The 15,203-nt window shown below is 61.1% G+C and carries 12 protein-coding genes and 2 pseudogenes; 9 read left to right on the forward strand and 5 right to left on the reverse strand.

Features of this window, described 5'->3' with window-relative positions:
- Positions 1-185: 185 nt before the first annotated feature.
- Together AC27VQ_RS22390 and AC27VQ_RS22395 are read right to left on the reverse strand one after the other, a co-directional pair.
- Positions 186-1,232 (reverse strand): annotated as a pseudogene (locus AC27VQ_RS22390) (ABC transporter permease).
- Positions 1,232-2,764: a sugar ABC transporter ATP-binding protein gene (locus AC27VQ_RS22395; RefSeq protein WP_488718043.1), complete on the reverse strand. Its 1,533-nt coding sequence runs from the start codon at positions 2,762-2,764 to the stop codon at positions 1,232-1,234. The pseudogene AC27VQ_RS22390 and the gene AC27VQ_RS22395 overlap by 1 nt, the downstream one beginning before the upstream one ends.
- 126 nt (positions 2,765-2,890) lie before the next feature.
- Between AC27VQ_RS22395 and AC27VQ_RS22400 the strand changes: the two genes are divergently transcribed.
- The 3 genes and pseudogenes from AC27VQ_RS22400 (at position 2,891) to AC27VQ_RS22410 (ending at position 5,180) form a co-directional block, all read left to right on the forward strand.
- On the forward strand, positions 2,891-3,703 hold the full coding sequence (locus AC27VQ_RS22400; protein ID WP_488718044.1) for a helix-turn-helix transcriptional regulator: 813 nt from the start codon (positions 2,891-2,893) through the stop codon (positions 3,701-3,703).
- A 73-nt stretch (positions 3,704-3,776) separates the two neighbouring features.
- A pseudogene (locus AC27VQ_RS22405) lies at positions 3,777-4,561 on the forward strand (IS5 family transposase); the annotation flags it as partial.
- Positions 4,562-4,862: 301 nt separating this feature from the next.
- Complete coding sequence (locus tag AC27VQ_RS22410) at positions 4,863-5,180, forward strand: carboxymuconolactone decarboxylase family protein (RefSeq protein ID WP_488718045.1); 318 nt, start codon at positions 4,863-4,865, stop codon at positions 5,178-5,180.
- A 329-nt stretch (positions 5,181-5,509) separates the two neighbouring features.
- Here AC27VQ_RS22410 and AC27VQ_RS22415 read toward each other — a convergent pair whose 3' ends face one another.
- Positions 5,510-6,514, reverse strand: a complete 1,005-nt coding sequence (locus AC27VQ_RS22415; protein ID WP_488718046.1) for a helix-turn-helix transcriptional regulator — start codon at positions 6,512-6,514, stop codon at positions 5,510-5,512.
- Positions 6,515-6,837: 323 nt separating this feature from the next.
- Between AC27VQ_RS22415 and AC27VQ_RS22420 the strand changes: the two genes are divergently transcribed.
- From AC27VQ_RS22420 to AC27VQ_RS22430, 3 genes are read left to right on the forward strand one after another with little or no spacing between them, the layout of a single operon-like run.
- The gene (locus AC27VQ_RS22420; protein ID WP_488718047.1) at positions 6,838-8,973 is read left to right on the forward strand and encodes a TonB-dependent siderophore receptor; all 2,136 of its coding nucleotides are present in this window, start codon (positions 6,838-6,840) and stop codon (positions 8,971-8,973) included.
- Between the two features lie 41 nt (positions 8,974-9,014).
- Positions 9,015-10,118, forward strand: a complete 1,104-nt coding sequence (locus AC27VQ_RS22425; protein ID WP_488718048.1) for an ABC transporter substrate-binding protein — start codon at positions 9,015-9,017, stop codon at positions 10,116-10,118.
- Positions 10,119-10,127: 9 nt separating this feature from the next.
- Entirely contained in the window at positions 10,128-11,207 is a 1,080-nt protein-coding gene (locus AC27VQ_RS22430) for a DUF2218 domain-containing protein (RefSeq protein WP_488718049.1), read from the forward strand.
- Positions 11,208-11,331: 124 nt separating this feature from the next.
- Here the strand turns inward: AC27VQ_RS22430 and AC27VQ_RS22435 are convergent, their stop codons facing one another.
- Complete coding sequence (locus tag AC27VQ_RS22435) at positions 11,332-11,571, reverse strand: BrnA antitoxin family protein (RefSeq protein ID WP_313525475.1); 240 nt, start codon at positions 11,569-11,571, stop codon at positions 11,332-11,334.
- Positions 11,572-11,596: 25 nt separating this feature from the next.
- Entirely contained in the window at positions 11,597-12,223 is a 627-nt protein-coding gene (gene betI / locus AC27VQ_RS22440; protein ID WP_488718050.1) for a transcriptional regulator BetI, read from the reverse strand.
- A gap of 100 nt (positions 12,224-12,323) precedes the next feature.
- On the opposite strand from betI, the gene choX reads away from it, so the two are divergent.
- From choX to AC27VQ_RS22455, 3 genes are all read left to right on the forward strand, one after another.
- Positions 12,324-13,274 (forward strand): choline ABC transporter substrate-binding protein, encoded by a 951-nt coding sequence (gene choX / locus AC27VQ_RS22445; protein WP_488718051.1) that lies wholly within the window; start codon positions 12,324-12,326, stop codon positions 13,272-13,274.
- Between the two features lie 20 nt (positions 13,275-13,294).
- Positions 13,295-14,302, forward strand: a complete 1,008-nt coding sequence (locus tag AC27VQ_RS22450) for an alcohol dehydrogenase catalytic domain-containing protein (RefSeq protein ID WP_488718052.1) — start codon at positions 13,295-13,297, stop codon at positions 14,300-14,302.
- A 633-nt stretch (positions 14,303-14,935) separates the two neighbouring features.
- Complete coding sequence (locus AC27VQ_RS22455) at positions 14,936-15,160, forward strand: hypothetical protein (RefSeq protein WP_488718053.1); 225 nt, start codon at positions 14,936-14,938, stop codon at positions 15,158-15,160.
- Positions 15,161-15,203 lie beyond the last annotated feature (43 nt).

The raw sequence follows: 15,203 nt of genomic DNA on the forward strand, positions 1-15,203 counted from the left end.
TTCGGCGAGCGGTCCGGTCGTCGGTTCCGTCCAGACGGGGTTGGGCTTGGTGATCTCAGCGATATAGGCCTTGGCGTCGGCCACGGCATCGGCCGGGGCTGTCGTGGCGGCAACGGCCGCCATAAGCGCAAGCGCGGTCGTCTGAAGCAGTCTCTTCATGTCTTCTCTCCTCCTTGAAGACGGTCTTACGATTTGGGCGTGGAGCGGCGGACGTGGCGCACGGAGCCGCGTCGGCGCTGGGCGTAGCCGGCGATGCCGATCGCCACGAGCAGGGTCGCGCCGTTGAAAAGCGGCTCGACATAGAAAGCGCCGCCCATCTGCTGAGTGCCGGAAATGCCGACTGCGAGAATGATGACGCCGATTATCGTGCCCCAGACATTGACGCGGCCGGGCTTAATGGTCGTAGAGCCGAGGAACGCGCCGACAAGGGCCGACAGCAGGAATTAGAGGCCGACGCTCGCCTGACCGATGCGCAGCTTTGCGGCAAGCACCACGCCGGCGAAGGCGCCGATGAGGCCGGAGGCGACGAAGGCGCCGATGACGAAGCGGCGGGTGCGGATGCCGTTCAGTTCCGCCGCGCGGGAATTGGCGCCGATGGCATAGAGATAACGCCCGATCGGCAGGTAATCGGAAACGAGCCGCAGGGCTATCGCGACAGCGAGCACATAGAAGGCGGCGATCGGAAGGCCGAAAAGCTGCGTCGTATAGAGCACGGTAAAGGCGGGTGGGAGGAGGCCGATAACCTGGCGCCCCTCGGTATGCCAGAGCGCGGCGGCATAGATCAGCGTGCCGGTGCCGAGCGTCGCGATGAAACTGTCGATCTGCGCCACCTCGACGAGCAGCCCGTTGATGATCCCGAGCTGACAGCCGCCGAGAAGCACGATTAGCACGGCCACCGACCAATGCAGCCCGTAGACGGTTTGCAGGCTGATGGCGAGCACATGCCAGATGACGATGCCGTAGCCGACGGTGAGATCGATGCCGCCCGTCATCATCGGGATCATCGCGGCGAGCGACAGAAGGGCGATTACCGCCTTTTCGCCAAGGACGGCCCTGAGATTTAGGAAGGTCGGAAAGGTGTCCGGCAGGGCGAGCGAGAAGAACAGGATGAGCGCCGCCGTGAGCAGGGGAAGGCCGTAGACCGGCAGCAGCCGGACTAGCCGAGCGCCGCGGGCAAGGCTTGCAAGCTCCGGTCGCGTTGGCTCGAGCGCGTTTGAACGTAGAGACTCCATCAGGTTTCCTCCTGCCTTGAAATCGGTTCCAGGGATGCGGTGTTGAGCAAGCCCTCGACGGACAGGTCTTGGCCGGTGAGCTCGGCGGCGACGCGCCCACTGCGGAAGACCAAGGCGCGGTGGCTGATTCCGGCGACCTCCTCGAAATCCGTCGAGATGAGCAGGACGGCGAGCCCTTTCGCCAGCGCCTCGACCAGCAGCGCATAGATGTCAGCCTTCGAGCCGACGTCTACTCCGGCGGTCGGGTCCTCGAGGATCAGCACGTCCGCGCCGATCTGCATCCAGCGGGCCATGACGACCTTTTGCTGGTTGCCGCCCGAGAGCGTTGCGATATCAGCGGCGGGATCGTTGGGGCGAATGTCGAATGTCTGGCCGATCGCGACGACCGCCTTTGCTTCCGTGTTTGGATGGGTGAATTGCGCGAGGCGCCAGCCGGTGAGCGCCGGATTGAGAAAGAGGTTTTCCTGCACGGATAGGCCGCGCGCCACCGATTCCGCGTTCCGGTCGCCCGCCACCATGGCGATGCCGGCGCCTATGGCTTCCTGCGGGTGGCGGCTTGCAAGCACGCGGCCGTTGCCGAGCATGGCGCGGCCGGAATGGATGGTGCAACGGCCGAATAGCGCCTGGCCGACGGGCATCCTGGCCGGCGCCGCGCAGGCCGACGAGCCGAGCACCTCGCCGCGCCGCAGCGTCAGTGACACCGGCCCCACGTCGGCTGCGACGAGGTTTTCCAGGCGGAGGGCCACCGACGCATTGGCCGGAACGGGCGGGCGCACGAAAACGTCCTTCATCCGGCCGCCGATGATCAGCTCGATCAGGCGGGTGCCGTCGAGCCGGCCGATCGGTTCGTCGGCAACGACATAGCCGTCGCGCAGTACGACCACGCGGTCAGCGATGGCGAACACCTCGTCGAGCCAGTGCGAGACATAGACGATGGCGACGCCGCGGGCGCGAAGCCGCATCAGCACGCCATGCAGCATCTCAACATCCGACTGGGGAAGGCTCGCGGTCGGTTCGTCGAGCACCAGAGGCTGGGCGGCGCGTGCTAAGGCGCGGGCGATGGCGACGAGGGATTTTTCGGTGCGCGTCAGATCCTGCACGCGGGCATCCGGGTCGATCTCGTAGGAGACGAGGGCGAGCGCCGCGGCGGCCCGGCGCCGTGCGCCACGCCAGTCGATGAGGCCGAGCCGGCGCGGATAGCGGCCGTGCATAAGGCACATGTTTTCCGCCACCGTCATCCAGTCGATGAGGCCGAGGTCCTGGTGGATGAAGGCGATGCCGGATTGGCCCTCCCGGGGATCGAAACGCGCGCCACGAAAGCGGAATTCACCGCTATCCGCGCTGTAGACGCCGGCGAGCATCTTGATCAGCGTCGACTTGCCGGCGCCGTTCTCGCCCAGCAGCGCCAGGATTTCGCCGGTCCGCACGGCAAAGCCGACATTGCTGACCGCCTGCGTGCCGCCGAAACGCTTGCTCAGCCCGTCGAGCGATAAGACGGCGTCGTCCGCCGCCCCTACTTCGGTAAGTGCCATGACGATGTTCCTCCCATGCAACGTCGCCCCGGCTGCTGTCCGTTTTTCGACGTTGTGCGAGCATAATGGCTAGATCGGACTTGTCCTGCATTCGATAATCGGCCAATCGGATGCAGGAGGTTCAGCATGGCGGGCAAGGGCAGCGGAGAACAGTATTTCGATGTCTCGGCCGACATGGCGAGCCATGCGTGTGCCTTCGGCCCGGGGCGTTTCGATTTTGCCAGCGAGGGCGAGGCGGGCGGCCAGCTTGTGCGCTGCACGACGGGCGAACTGGAGCTTTTCAGCCATGCCGGCGAATGGGTCATCCCGGCGGACCACATGGTCTATATTCCGCCGTCCCGCATGTTTCGCCTACGCGCGCGCCTTCCGTCGGCCGGCGTCGTCGCGAAATTCTGCGGCCGGGAGGTCGCCTGGCAGCACAATGGCTGCTGGGTCGGCGCGGTCAGCGATTTTGCCGGCAACATGACGGACTATGCCCTGCGCTGGAACGCGGAGTTGGCGGGGCGGGACCGAAAGGCGCGCTGCTTCTTCGTGACCCTCGGCGAAATGCTGCCGGACTGGTTCCGCCACGAGCGCATCCTTTGGACGCCCTATGCGGAAAATTCCTCGATCCAGAAGGTCATCGATTTCGCCAGCCGCCGCGGGCCGGGCGTTACCCTGCCCGAAGTCGCCAGCCACGCAGGAATGTCAGAGCGCACGCTCCGCCGGCATCTCCAAGCCGAGCTTGGCCAGAGCTGGCGCGAGTTCATCCGCGAGATGCGCATGAACCGAGCGATGGAGCTTTTGCGCAAGGAAGGCCGCTCGATCACCCAAACCGCCTTCGACGTGGGTTTTTCCTCCAGCTCCGCCTTCTCAAGCGCCTTCTATGGCTATGTTGGTAAGACACCGTTAGTCTATGCGAAGAGCTTTAGCCGTAATGGGCGACCACCTGCGAACTAGGGCCTTGGTCCGTGGATCGTTAATGGCGTTGTCGTAGGTGCTCGGCAATCGCAATAATCGGTCTTCTCCAACGATGGCTTCCAAGCACAAAGCTGCCCGCCGCCATTGTATCGGCAAGATGAAGTTCAAGGTGACAAACTGGCTGGAGTACGAGGCTGGTCTTCGCCACCGGGGAAGCTTGACGCTTTGGATGACGCCGGAGGTACTGTCGTCCTGGCGAGCCCCGAAGCGAACGACGCGTGGCGGCCGGCCGCGCTATTCCGATCTGGCGATTGAGACCGACCCGACGCTGGGACTGGTGTTCGGCCTGCGGCTGCGTCAGATGCAAGGCCTCTTGACCTCCGTGTTGAGGCTGATCGGCGTGGATCTTCGCCGTTCCCAATCACACGACCCTGAGCCGTCGGGCCAGTAAGCCGAGAGCGCCGAACAAGCGGCACGATGATCGCATCCCGGAGAAAGGGCCCATCCAGATCCTGATCGATAGTACAGGGCCGCAAGTCTACCGGCGCTGGCCAATGGCTGAAGGAAAAGCATGGTGTCAAATCCCGTAGGAGTTGGCGGAAACTGCACCTGGCGCTGCATGTCGACTGCGGCGACACAATCGCTCACGTTATGACGGACCAGGATGCCGGCGACGCCTCGCAGGTGGAACCGCTACTCGACCAGATCAACATGCCGATCAGGCAGCTCACGGGCGATGGCGCCTGTGACGGTGAGTTGACCTACGATGGCGTCACCAGGCACAGCGCCGATGATGCGGATGTTGTCCCGCCGCGCGCCAATGCGGTGGAACTTCAGCACGACGATCCCACCAAGCAACGAAACCAACATATCGCCACGATCAAAGCCGATGGCCGGACGACGTGATCAGCATCTGCGCGTCGTGTTGAAGCTGGGTACTCTACTGGCACGAGCGCCGCTCCCAGCATGTTCTACGGCTCGCACAAAATGAACGGCGGCGATCTCGCCGAAAAACGAAATAGACGCTTTCAGTCACGAATATGGACAGCACCTGATGTTGACGGGGCAGACATCTACCATGAGATCAGGGGCAACCAGGCTGGAAAGAGTGGGTTGTCGTAAGTAAGTTGATTTGCGACACTCGCATCCAGGATGAAGCGCCTATGCTGGTTTTAGAATGAACATCCGAGGGATTTGAATGAAACAGCGGTCACGTTTCAGCGATGCATTTCACACCTTCATGACGGAGGCGCCCGATCACCAAAAAGCGTGGCTTGGTGCTGTACAGCAACTCGGCGCGGCCTCCCGCCTCGACGCAAAAACTGAATCCTTGGTCTATATTGGCATACTTGCCGCCACGCGTCTGGACAGTCGCCTGGCGTTCCACGTGGCAGAGGCCAAGGCGCATGGCGCGACCCGCGATGAGGTGATCAGCGCGGTGGTCGCTGGACTGCCCGCCGTCGGAAATACCGTGATCCAATCCCTGCCGATTGCTTTGCAGGCGTATGATAGGTGATCTCGTCGGGCTGCGGTTTGCTTGATTACTCGGCGACCCAGTTTTGTCGCGGAGGTAGATAACACTCTTCAGGTCCGACTGCCGGCTGCTGATCGGTGTATCGTGGAGCGCTGGGGCCGCAATGCCCGTGGGCAGCCAAGCAAGGAGAACTCGACCGGCGCCTGCCGGTTTGCTGGCGCTGATCGAAGCGCAGAAGAATCGATCGCACAGCAATCGCCGCGTCCGGGCCCAAGACATTTCAGTGGTTTAAGAAAAATCCCCTGGTTGCCGACGATCCGAATCTCTTCAACGCCAGATGATCGCGTCCCTTTGGCTCAATGGCGTGGTTGTCAAATCTTGTTTTTCACGGCCATGGGAACAATGCCGAACCGGCGACGGAAGGCCGTGGCGAAGTTGGCGGGGTTGGTGTAGCCGGCGATGACGCTTGCGTCCTGTATACTGGCGTCGCCCTTGGCGAGGACAGCGAAGGCGCGTTCGAGCCTGATGTTGCGCACGTAGTCGAAAATGCTGCGGTTCTCCGAGGCGCGGAATAGGCGTTGCAGGCCGCTGGCGCTGATGCCCGCTTCGCGTGCGATAGCGTCGACGCTGAGGGGGGCGGTAATGTGAACTTCGATGAAATCCTTCGCGCGTTGCAGGCAGGCTGCGTCCTGCCTTGTCAGAAAGCTCCCGCCGGTGTCGCTGCGATCGGCCTGAAGGACTGCGGCCATGGTCTCGGCCACAAGCTCCACGGCACGACTTTCCAGATAGAGGTCGCGCAGTTCCGGAATGAGCGGCGAGGGGGCGAAAATCTGGCGGACGAGCTCGACCATGCGCGGGGTCAGCGTCCAGCGATGCTCGGCAAGGTGATCACGCAGCAGCCGCGCGCCGCCCTTGCTATCGGCGACGGCTTCCAGCGCGTCGCGGTGCAGCCATTCCGGCGTGGCGGAGACGACGAGATGGCGCAAGTGCTGGCGCCCGCGCGAAGCGCGTGCGAAATGCTCAGGAGAGGCATTCATGATCGCCGCTCCGCGTGCAACGCCTCGATCCGCCTGGAAGGCGAAATGGCGGTCGCCGATCGACAGGTCCACGTTGCCCTCGAGGAAGAAGATGCAGGAAAGCTCCTCCGGCAACAGGGACGTGGCGGTGAAGGCACGTTCCTCTATGGCGTCGCTGACATGCAGGACGAGACCGCGGCGCAGTTCGCGGTGCAGGAAGGCGCCTTTCATCAGGGTGTCATCGGGAGAGAGCCGGTCGTCGGGGCTGTCGAGCGCAATACCGTCGTGCCGCAGAAAATCGCGCACGCGCACATGTCCTTCGTTTGCCTCCTGCCCGGCTTTGCCTGATGCGGCCGCCATGCTCAATCCTTCACGCTTGCCGTATTCGAACCGCCGACATTGACCCGCTGATATTATCGAATCTTCGCGGCGTGCCGAGATTTCTCGGATCGCAAAGGTATCTGCGTGTTTCGCAAAGGAACCGACATTGCCGGTCATGCCAATGCTGCCTTAAGGAGTACATTAACTTGATTTAACTAGTCAAGTTTAAGGATAGTGATTGGACTGTTGGGGCCGTGATGATGAATTTGGTTGAAAAGACGAGCATAGGCGGAGCGGCGAGGACAAGGGGCGGGATTTCAGGCCGGCGCCTGTGGCTCGTTTCGTCCGTCGGGCTTCTGGCAATGGGCCTTTACGAGCCGGCGCATGCGCAGGATGCCGGCGCCACGGCGCTGGAAACCATCACGGTCGATGGCGGCACGGATAACGGCCGTGGGCCGGACCGGAGCATCGTCGCAAAGCGCGGCCGCAGCGCTGCCAAGACGAACACGCCGCTGCGCGAGACACCGCAGGCTGTCAGCGTCGTCACGCGTGAGCAGATGGATTTACAGGGCGTCAACACGGTCGCCGAGGCACTGCGCTATACATCGGGCGTGCTTCCTGACCCGAACGGTTACGACATCCGCTACGACTGGCTCTATATCCGCGGCTTCAATAACTACGGCACGATGTGGCTCGATGGGCTCGTCCTGCCGGGGGATCCGAGCAACTACGCGACGCCGAGCGTCAATCCCTTCGCGCTGGAGCGCATCGACGTCATCAAAGGGCCGACCTCGGTGCTTTATGGCAGCTCTGTCCCCGGCGGCCTCGTCAGCCAGGTCAGCAAGCGGCCGCAGGCGACGGCACATAACGAGGTCGGTCTTCAGACCTCTTCGCACGGCGGCCTGCTAGGCACGCTCGACATGACGGGTCCGCTGACGGAGGACGGCGACTGGCTTTACCGGGTCGTCGCACTTGGCAAGAACATGGGCACCCAGGTCGACAAGGAGCGTGAGCGCCAGCTGATGCTCGCGCCGAGCCTCACCTGGGCGCCGACAGATCAGACCTCGCTCACCCTTTACGGTTACTACCAGAAGGATCGCCCGGAGGACTTCAATCCGCGCTTCTATCCCGCCGTTGGTACGCTGCTCGAGAATCCGCTCGGCCAGATTCCACGCGATATAAATTTCGGGGATCCGAATGCCGATGTCTTCGAGCGTGATTTCTACATGCTCGGCTATGAGTTCGAGCATGAGTTCAACGAGATCTGGACGGTACGCCAGAACCTGCGCTACGGCCGGTCCAATCAGAACATGTTCCTCGTTCTCGTCAATCCGGCCTTTGCCTACGGCGCGGATGGCCACACGCTGAACCGAGCCTCGGCGATCTCCGACGACTGGGTATCGAGCTTCAATGTCGATACCCAGGTGGAAGCACGCTTCGATACCGGCGCGTTCGACCACACGCTGCTGCTCGGCCTTGATTATCTGAAGGCGAGTTCGTCGACCAATTTCGGCAATGCCATTGCCGGCGTGCCGCCGATCGATTTCCTCGATCCTCGTTACGGCGAGGTCGACATTCCCGTACCGGCCATCCAGCGCTCGGGCTTGCAGGAACAGCAGCAGGTTGGCATCTACATGCAGGACCAGATCCGGTACGACAATTGGGTCGGCACCTTCGGCATGCGCTACGATTTTTCCGACATCGACAGCACGAACCGCATGCTGACGTCCTCGCCGGTCGTATCGACCGAGGACCAGAAGCTGACCTGGCGGGCGGGCCTCACCTATCTCTTCGACAATGGCCTGGCACCCTACGCCAGCTACTCCACAGCCTTCCTGCCGACGCTTGGCACGAACAAGGCGGGCAATCCCTTCGAGGCGCAGACGGCCGAACAATACGAGATCGGCGTGAAATACGAGCCGCTGGAAGGGCGCGGCATGGTCGCCGTCTCGCTCTTCAACCTGACTTTGGAAAATGCGCTGACGCCGGATCCGACCGATGCGCTCTATAACGTCCAGTCCGGCCGCCAGCGCGTGCGCGGTATCGAGATCGAGGGCAAGTACGAGCTGACGCACAACCTCGATATCCTGGCCTCCTATGCCTATTCGCATTCGAAGGTGCTGGAATCCAACAATCCGGCGGAGTTGGGCCGGGAAGTGTTGCGCCTGCCCGAACATCAGGGCGGTCTGTGGCTCGCCTACCGGCCGGATATGATGAAGGGCCTGACGCTGAGTGCCGGCGTGCGCGCGTTGTCGTCCTACCAGACCGATAGCACTTATAAGGACGAGCTACGCATTCCGGGACGGGCGCTTGTCGATATCGGCGCGGAATATGATTTTGCCGCGATCAACAAGGACTTTGCCGGCACGAAGCTACGCGTCAATGTCACCAACCTTTTCGACAAGGAGTATGTTTCCCATTGCCTCAACAGCACGGGTGGAAGCTGCAACTACGGCGCTGGCCGCGCCATCACCGCGACCCTGAAATATTCGTGGTGAGCGTGGACAGCCAGGACCATGCGGGGGGAGGGACAGCCGGTTTGCCGGCTGCCCTCTGCCGGCTTCTGGCTGGGTTGTTCCTGCTAGTGACCGTGCTTGTCGGTCCGGCGCGGGCTGAAATCGTTCTCTCGGATGCGGCGGGCCGTACGGTTCGACTCGCCGAGCCAGCTCGACGCATCGCCATGAACGAGAGCCTCATTCTCCTGTCGCTCGCTCTCGTCGATCCCGATCCGGTGTCGCGTATCGCCGGCTGGGCGGCGCCGCAGCGTATCGACCGTGGCATGTACGAGGCCTATCGCCGCCGCTTTCCCGCTATCGAGGCTATACCGGCTGTCGGCGGCGTGCTGCCGGCAAAGACCTCGGTCGAAGCGATCCTCTCCGTCAAGCCGGACCTTTTCGTCGTTTCGATCTGGGAGGGCGGCTGGGCGGAGGCTATGACGACGCTGGAGGCGGCCGGTGTGCCGGTCCTTTTCCTCGACGGGCCTGTCAATGACGGCAAGGGCCCGGCGGAAACGACCGCGTTTTCCGTCGAGCTTTTGGCAAAAGCCATTGGGCAGGGAGAAAAAGGCGAGGCCGTCGGCGATTTCCTGCGCGCCCGCTACAAGCGCATTACGGATCGCACCGCGGCACTCGCACCTGTTTCCGTGCTCGTTGATGCCCATGCCGGCGCGACTTGTTGTGCGACGCCAGGCAAGGGCAACCGCATGACGGAGTATCTGCGTCTTGCCGGCGGAAAGAGCATCGGCGCCGACGTGCCGGGCTATGACGGACTGCTTAGCCCGGAATACGTGCTCGGCGCGGATCCGGCCGTCTACATCGCGACCGGTGGACCGCATCTCGCCCTACAGGGTGGCCTGGTCCTGGGAGGAGGTATCGAAGCGCCGGCGGCGCAAAAATCCTTCTCCGGTATTCTTGGCAAGGACATCCGTGGCGCACTGAACGCGGTGCGGGAAGGGCGTGCCCATGCCGTCTCGCACCAGCTGTCGATCTCGGTGCTCAACATCCTCGTCTTCGAGTGTTTCGCGAAGTGGATGCATCCCGCGGTCTTCGCGGATGTCGATCCCGACCAGACGCTCGCCGAGATCAACGAACGCTTTCTGGCGGTGCCGCTCGAAGGCTCGTTCTGGATCGATTTCAAGCTGTAAGGACAGGACATGCAAGGTAGTGAATACACCGCCAGGGCTCGGATCGCCCTTCGCAATCCCGGCCCTGTCATCGCGGAATTCTGCGATCATATGCTGGAACATAATGCCGAGGTGAAGGAGGGGCCGGAAGGCCCCGTACTGCGCCTTGGCTCCATCCGTGCAGCCTTTTCACGCGATGGCGAGGAAACGCTTGTCGACGTTACGGCTGCGGACCTCGAAGGCCTTTATCTCGCGCGCATGTCCGTCGCCTCGCATATCCTGGAATTTGCCGGCGACGATCCGCCGGTCATCTCCTGGACGGGCGATGGCGGGGAAATCGCCCGCCCGCCGAATTTCCACATCCTCGATGTCGTCGGCTGTCGGACGCTGACACCCCATATGCGCCGACTGACGTTGGCCGGTGAAAATGTCGCACGCTTTGCTAGCCTCGATGCGCTGCACGTCAACCTGATGATCCAGCACCCCGAGGCGATCGAGCCGCAATGGCCGCATGTCGGGAGCAATGGCGTCATCGCCTGGGATCGTCCCGAGCTTCGCCCCCTCATGCGCAAGTATACGGTGCGCTCTCTTGATCTTGCCGCCGGTACGCTCGACATCGATTTTGTGCTGCATGCCGATGCTGGTCCCGGCTCGGGCTTTGCGCAAACAGCGCGCATAGGTGACCGCGTCGGTGTTGTCGGCCCCGGCGGCGGCGGTCTGGTCGAGGCAGACTGGTATCTCTTTGCCGGCGACGAAACTGCGCTTCCGGCCATCGCGCGCATGCTGGAACACTTGCCGGCCGGCGTGCGTGGCAAGGTCTTTCTCGAAGTGATGGACGCGGCAGAGGTGCAAACTCTCAGTACGGCGGCGCTGGTTGAGATCGAGTGGCTCTTTCGCGGCGACCACCCCCCCGGCACCACGACACTTCTCATGGATGCGATCCGAAAGGCCGATTTCCCTGACAAGGGCGAGCGGCTTTACCTATGGGCCGGTTGCGAATTTAATACGTTCCGCGCCATCCGCGCTTTTGCTCGCCAGGAAATGCAGCTTTCCAACAACCAGCATCTTGTCGTTTCCTACTGGCGTCGTGGCGCCACGGAGGACGAATAGATTTGGTCGCCGGTCGTCAAGAAAAGACCGGGTGATCTTGGTGCAATAGATTCACACGCCAGCCTTGTCTACTAAATCAGTGACTTAGTTGGACAAGGCTGGCGCTTTGTCGGTTCAAATCCCTTCAAGAGCAATCAGATGCTTTCATCGCGGCTCGCAAGGTGTCGTTGATACGCTCTTGCCAGCCCGGACCATCCGCTTGGAAATGCGCCAGTACATCGCTGTCGATCTTCAGCGATACAAGCTCCTTGGTGTTCGGGATTGCCGGCCGTTCAACGGCCGGCGCCGCGACCTTCTTTGCCGGTTTGAACAGCGCCTCGGCTGAATCTTTCGGATTGAACGGCCGTCGGGGTGTTGTCGCCATTTGTCATTTCCTTTTTGTGCGTGTTTCAATACGGCTCGGCCAGCGGCTGCATGACCTCCGGCCCGAGCGCCTTCTCGACATATTCGACCAGTATCGCCTTGGCCTGCGCCAGAGACAGGTCGATATCCGCATGTCCCCGGCGCAACCACAGGCCATCGATCATCGCGGCGAAACCGAGGATGAAATGATCGATCTCGCCCTGCTGAAGATAGGGTCTCAGGATGCTGGATACGTTCGACCCGAGACGGCGATAGTAGGGGCGTAGCAGGCGGGCGTAACGTTCATTGTGCGAAGCCTCGGCGTAAAGCGATATCCATGCACTCGCCGCCTGTTTGTCGAAACGTTGCGCCGGGAAATTTCCGTCGATGAGTGCCATCAGCCGTTCCCAGCCCGAACGCGCGCGGCGCAGGTTTTCGACGATCTCGTTGGCCAGGATGCGATTGTTCATTCGCACCATTTCGAAGAGAACCTCTTCCTTGTCCTTGAAGTAGTAGGTGAGGATGCCTTGGGAAAGGCCAGCTTCCGAGCAGATTTTCGTACTCGTCAGGCCGCGCAGTCCCTCCTTCAGGAAAATGCGGTGCGCCGCGTCGATCAACTCGACGCGCCTGATATCCTCGATACGGGTTCGTGGTTTCTTCGGCTTCTGTTGCATGGTTTTACGTAGCAGATCAATTTTTTGTACGCTTTAACAAAATTTCGCTTGCTATAAAAATATGTGCTTTTATCCTCTGGAAACCAAAAGGGGGATGCTGATGAACAAGACAGTTTTTGCGATGATCGTCGCTGCCGGCGCGGCATGTCTCACGCCCGCCGACGCGGCATTTGCGGGCGAGGCTGAGGCATGCAGGGCGGTGCGTCTTTCCGATCTCGGCTGGACCGATATCGCCCTGACCAACACCACGGCCGAACTCATTTTGAGCGCTATGGGTTATGAACCCAGCCAGACCCTTCTCGCGCTCAACATCACCTTCGATTCTCTGCGAAATGGCGATATCGATGTCTTCCAGGGGAATTGGCGTCCGGTGCAGGACCTCGACTACAAGGCCTATTTCGACGACGGCTCTGTTATCCCCATCGCGACCAATCTGACGGGGGCCAAATACACGCTGGCGGTCCCCAAATATGTTTTTGATGCGGGGCTGACATCGTTCGACGATTTGCAGCGGTTCGCAGACAAACTCGACCACAAGATCTACGGCATCGAGCCCGGAACCAACAAGCCGCTGCTCGACATGGTCGAAAAGAAGGCCCACGGACTGGACGGTAATTGGGAGATCGTGGAATCCAGCGAAGCCGCGATGCTGACGCAGGTACAGCGTGCTGCCGAAACTAAGGAATGGATCGTTTTCCTCGGTTGGCAGCCTCATCCGATGAATGTGAACATGGATATAGCCTATCTGGCGGATGGTGACGCGGAATTCGGACCGGATTTCGGTGGTGCGACCGTCCACACCCTCGTCCGCAAAGGCTATCCCGAACAGTGCCCGAACGTGACGAAGTTCTTCAGCAATCTCGTTTTCGATATCGACTACGAGAACACCGGCATGAACATGATCATGACCGACGGTCTGGAAGCGCGCGACGCTACTCTTAAGATGCTGAAGGAGCATCCGGAAAAGCTCGATACCTGGCTGAAGGACGTGGTGACCTTCGACGGCAAGCCGGCGCTCGAAACGGTCAAGGCGGAGCTCGGTATCCAGTGACAACGAGAGCGACACCTCCGATGCGCGCAGCCATTCTGGCCGGCTATGGGGAGCCGCTGCAGGTCAGGGACGTGCCCCGACCCGTTGCAGGGCGCGGCCAGTTGCTCGTCCGGTTGAAGGCATGCGGCATCTGCCATTCGGATGTCCATATCTGGAAAGGCGATGTCCGGCCGCCGCATGTGCCCGAACCCTTCATCCTCGGCCATGAGGGCGTCGGTATCGTCGAGGCGATTGGTGAGGATGTGCCGGACTGGACTATCGGTGAAACGGTCGGGGTGCCTTGGCTGCACGACACCTGCTTGCGATGCGATGAATGTACCGACGGCTACGAAGCCTTCTGCCAGCACCAGCGGGCCCATGGATTGAACGTGCCCGGTGGCTTTGCCGAATATGTCGTCGCCGATGCAGCATTCGCCGTGCGGCTGCCGTCAGACGTGGACACTTCGATGACGGCGCCGGTCATGTGCGCGGGTGTCACCGCCTATGGTGCCGTCCGCAGGGCGGCTGTGATCCCCGGTGAGCGGCTGGCGGTGTTCGGCTGTGGAGGTCTTGGTCTCTATGCGGTGCAGATCGCTGCTCGGATGGGCGTTCACGTCCTGGCCGTGGACCGCGATCCGGCCAAGCTGAAGCATGCCCGTCGCTATGGCGCAGCAGAGGTTGCAATCGCCGGCGAGGGGCTTGTGCAAAACCTTGCGGCAAGTCCCGGCTATCATGCGGCAATCAATTTTGCGCCCACGCCCGCCACCTGGTCGGCAATCGTCGCATCGATCCGGCCGCGCGGCCGCATTGTCGCCGCAGCACTGGTCTCCGAACCTGTTCCGCTGGTTCAGGAGTGGCTGACCGCGACCGGCGTCACCATCACGGGCACCAGCGTCGGCACACGCCAGGAGATGCGTGAGGTCGTCGCCATGCATGCCAAACAGCCGCTCCTCAATCCGATCGAGGAGGTCGACTTGTCGCACGCAACAGATGCCCTCGTTGCACTTGAGCAGGGAAAAGCGGGCGGGCGTTTCGTGATACGCTTCTGATGCAGAGTGAGAAGGTTGGGGTTTGAAGCGAGTTGTAGGTCTAGAAAGCAGTGCTCCAACGAGCGCCGCTACCTCGTCGTCTACCGCGCGTAAAACAGATGTAGCGCTAAAGGGCATTCCAAATCGTAGACCTGTCTCGGTCAATATATTGGAATTTTGGAGGAAAATTCGTGCGACTAGTGGGAGGCGATGTGAGCTATCGTTTATATCGCTGCTTCAGTATGTACGCCTTTCAACTTCAGGGGTTCATTCCGTTCGACGCTAAATACTTCCGACTCACTGTTCAGGGGCAGGCCGGCGCCACTTCATTGTCGATTCGTTGCGGCCCGGAAATCCATTGAATATGAAATGCCACAGACCGCTCATTGATGGAGAAGCGTGACATCGATTATAAGACGAATGCGCGGCCGCATTCTCTACGATTGCAGTTCAAAATACGTAGAATCCCTGAAATTTGTAGACCTATCATCGCCATTTTTCACTAACAGAGCTGATTGGTGAACGGCCATCTCGCCCATGAAGGAACAGTTTAATCTTTATAGTGCGAAATTGAAGTTTCTGATGCGCGCTATAAATGCCTAATCGATAGCATACACGGATGGTTCTGAAGGGATCCAATTGTTAGACACCGAATTGACTGAAGCGATTTATGAAGCCGCCTTCTTGCCGGACCTTTGGCAGGTCGTCTTGGAGAGGTTGGCAGTCAGGTCGGATTCCGTGGGGGCTGCGATATTTCTATTCGCCCAAGGAGTTCCCGCAAAAGGAAAAGCGCTTCCCCATCAAGCTGAGATGCTGGCCGAATTTCTCTCCGACAACGATCTGCAGCTTTCTGCTGGCGTAACGCGGATGCGCGATTGATCGGCTCCTTAGGAGCGGCGGATCAGCGAATGTGCGTCACAAC

It is taken from the genome of Shinella sp. 20P9.1.1, assembly GCF_057798995.1.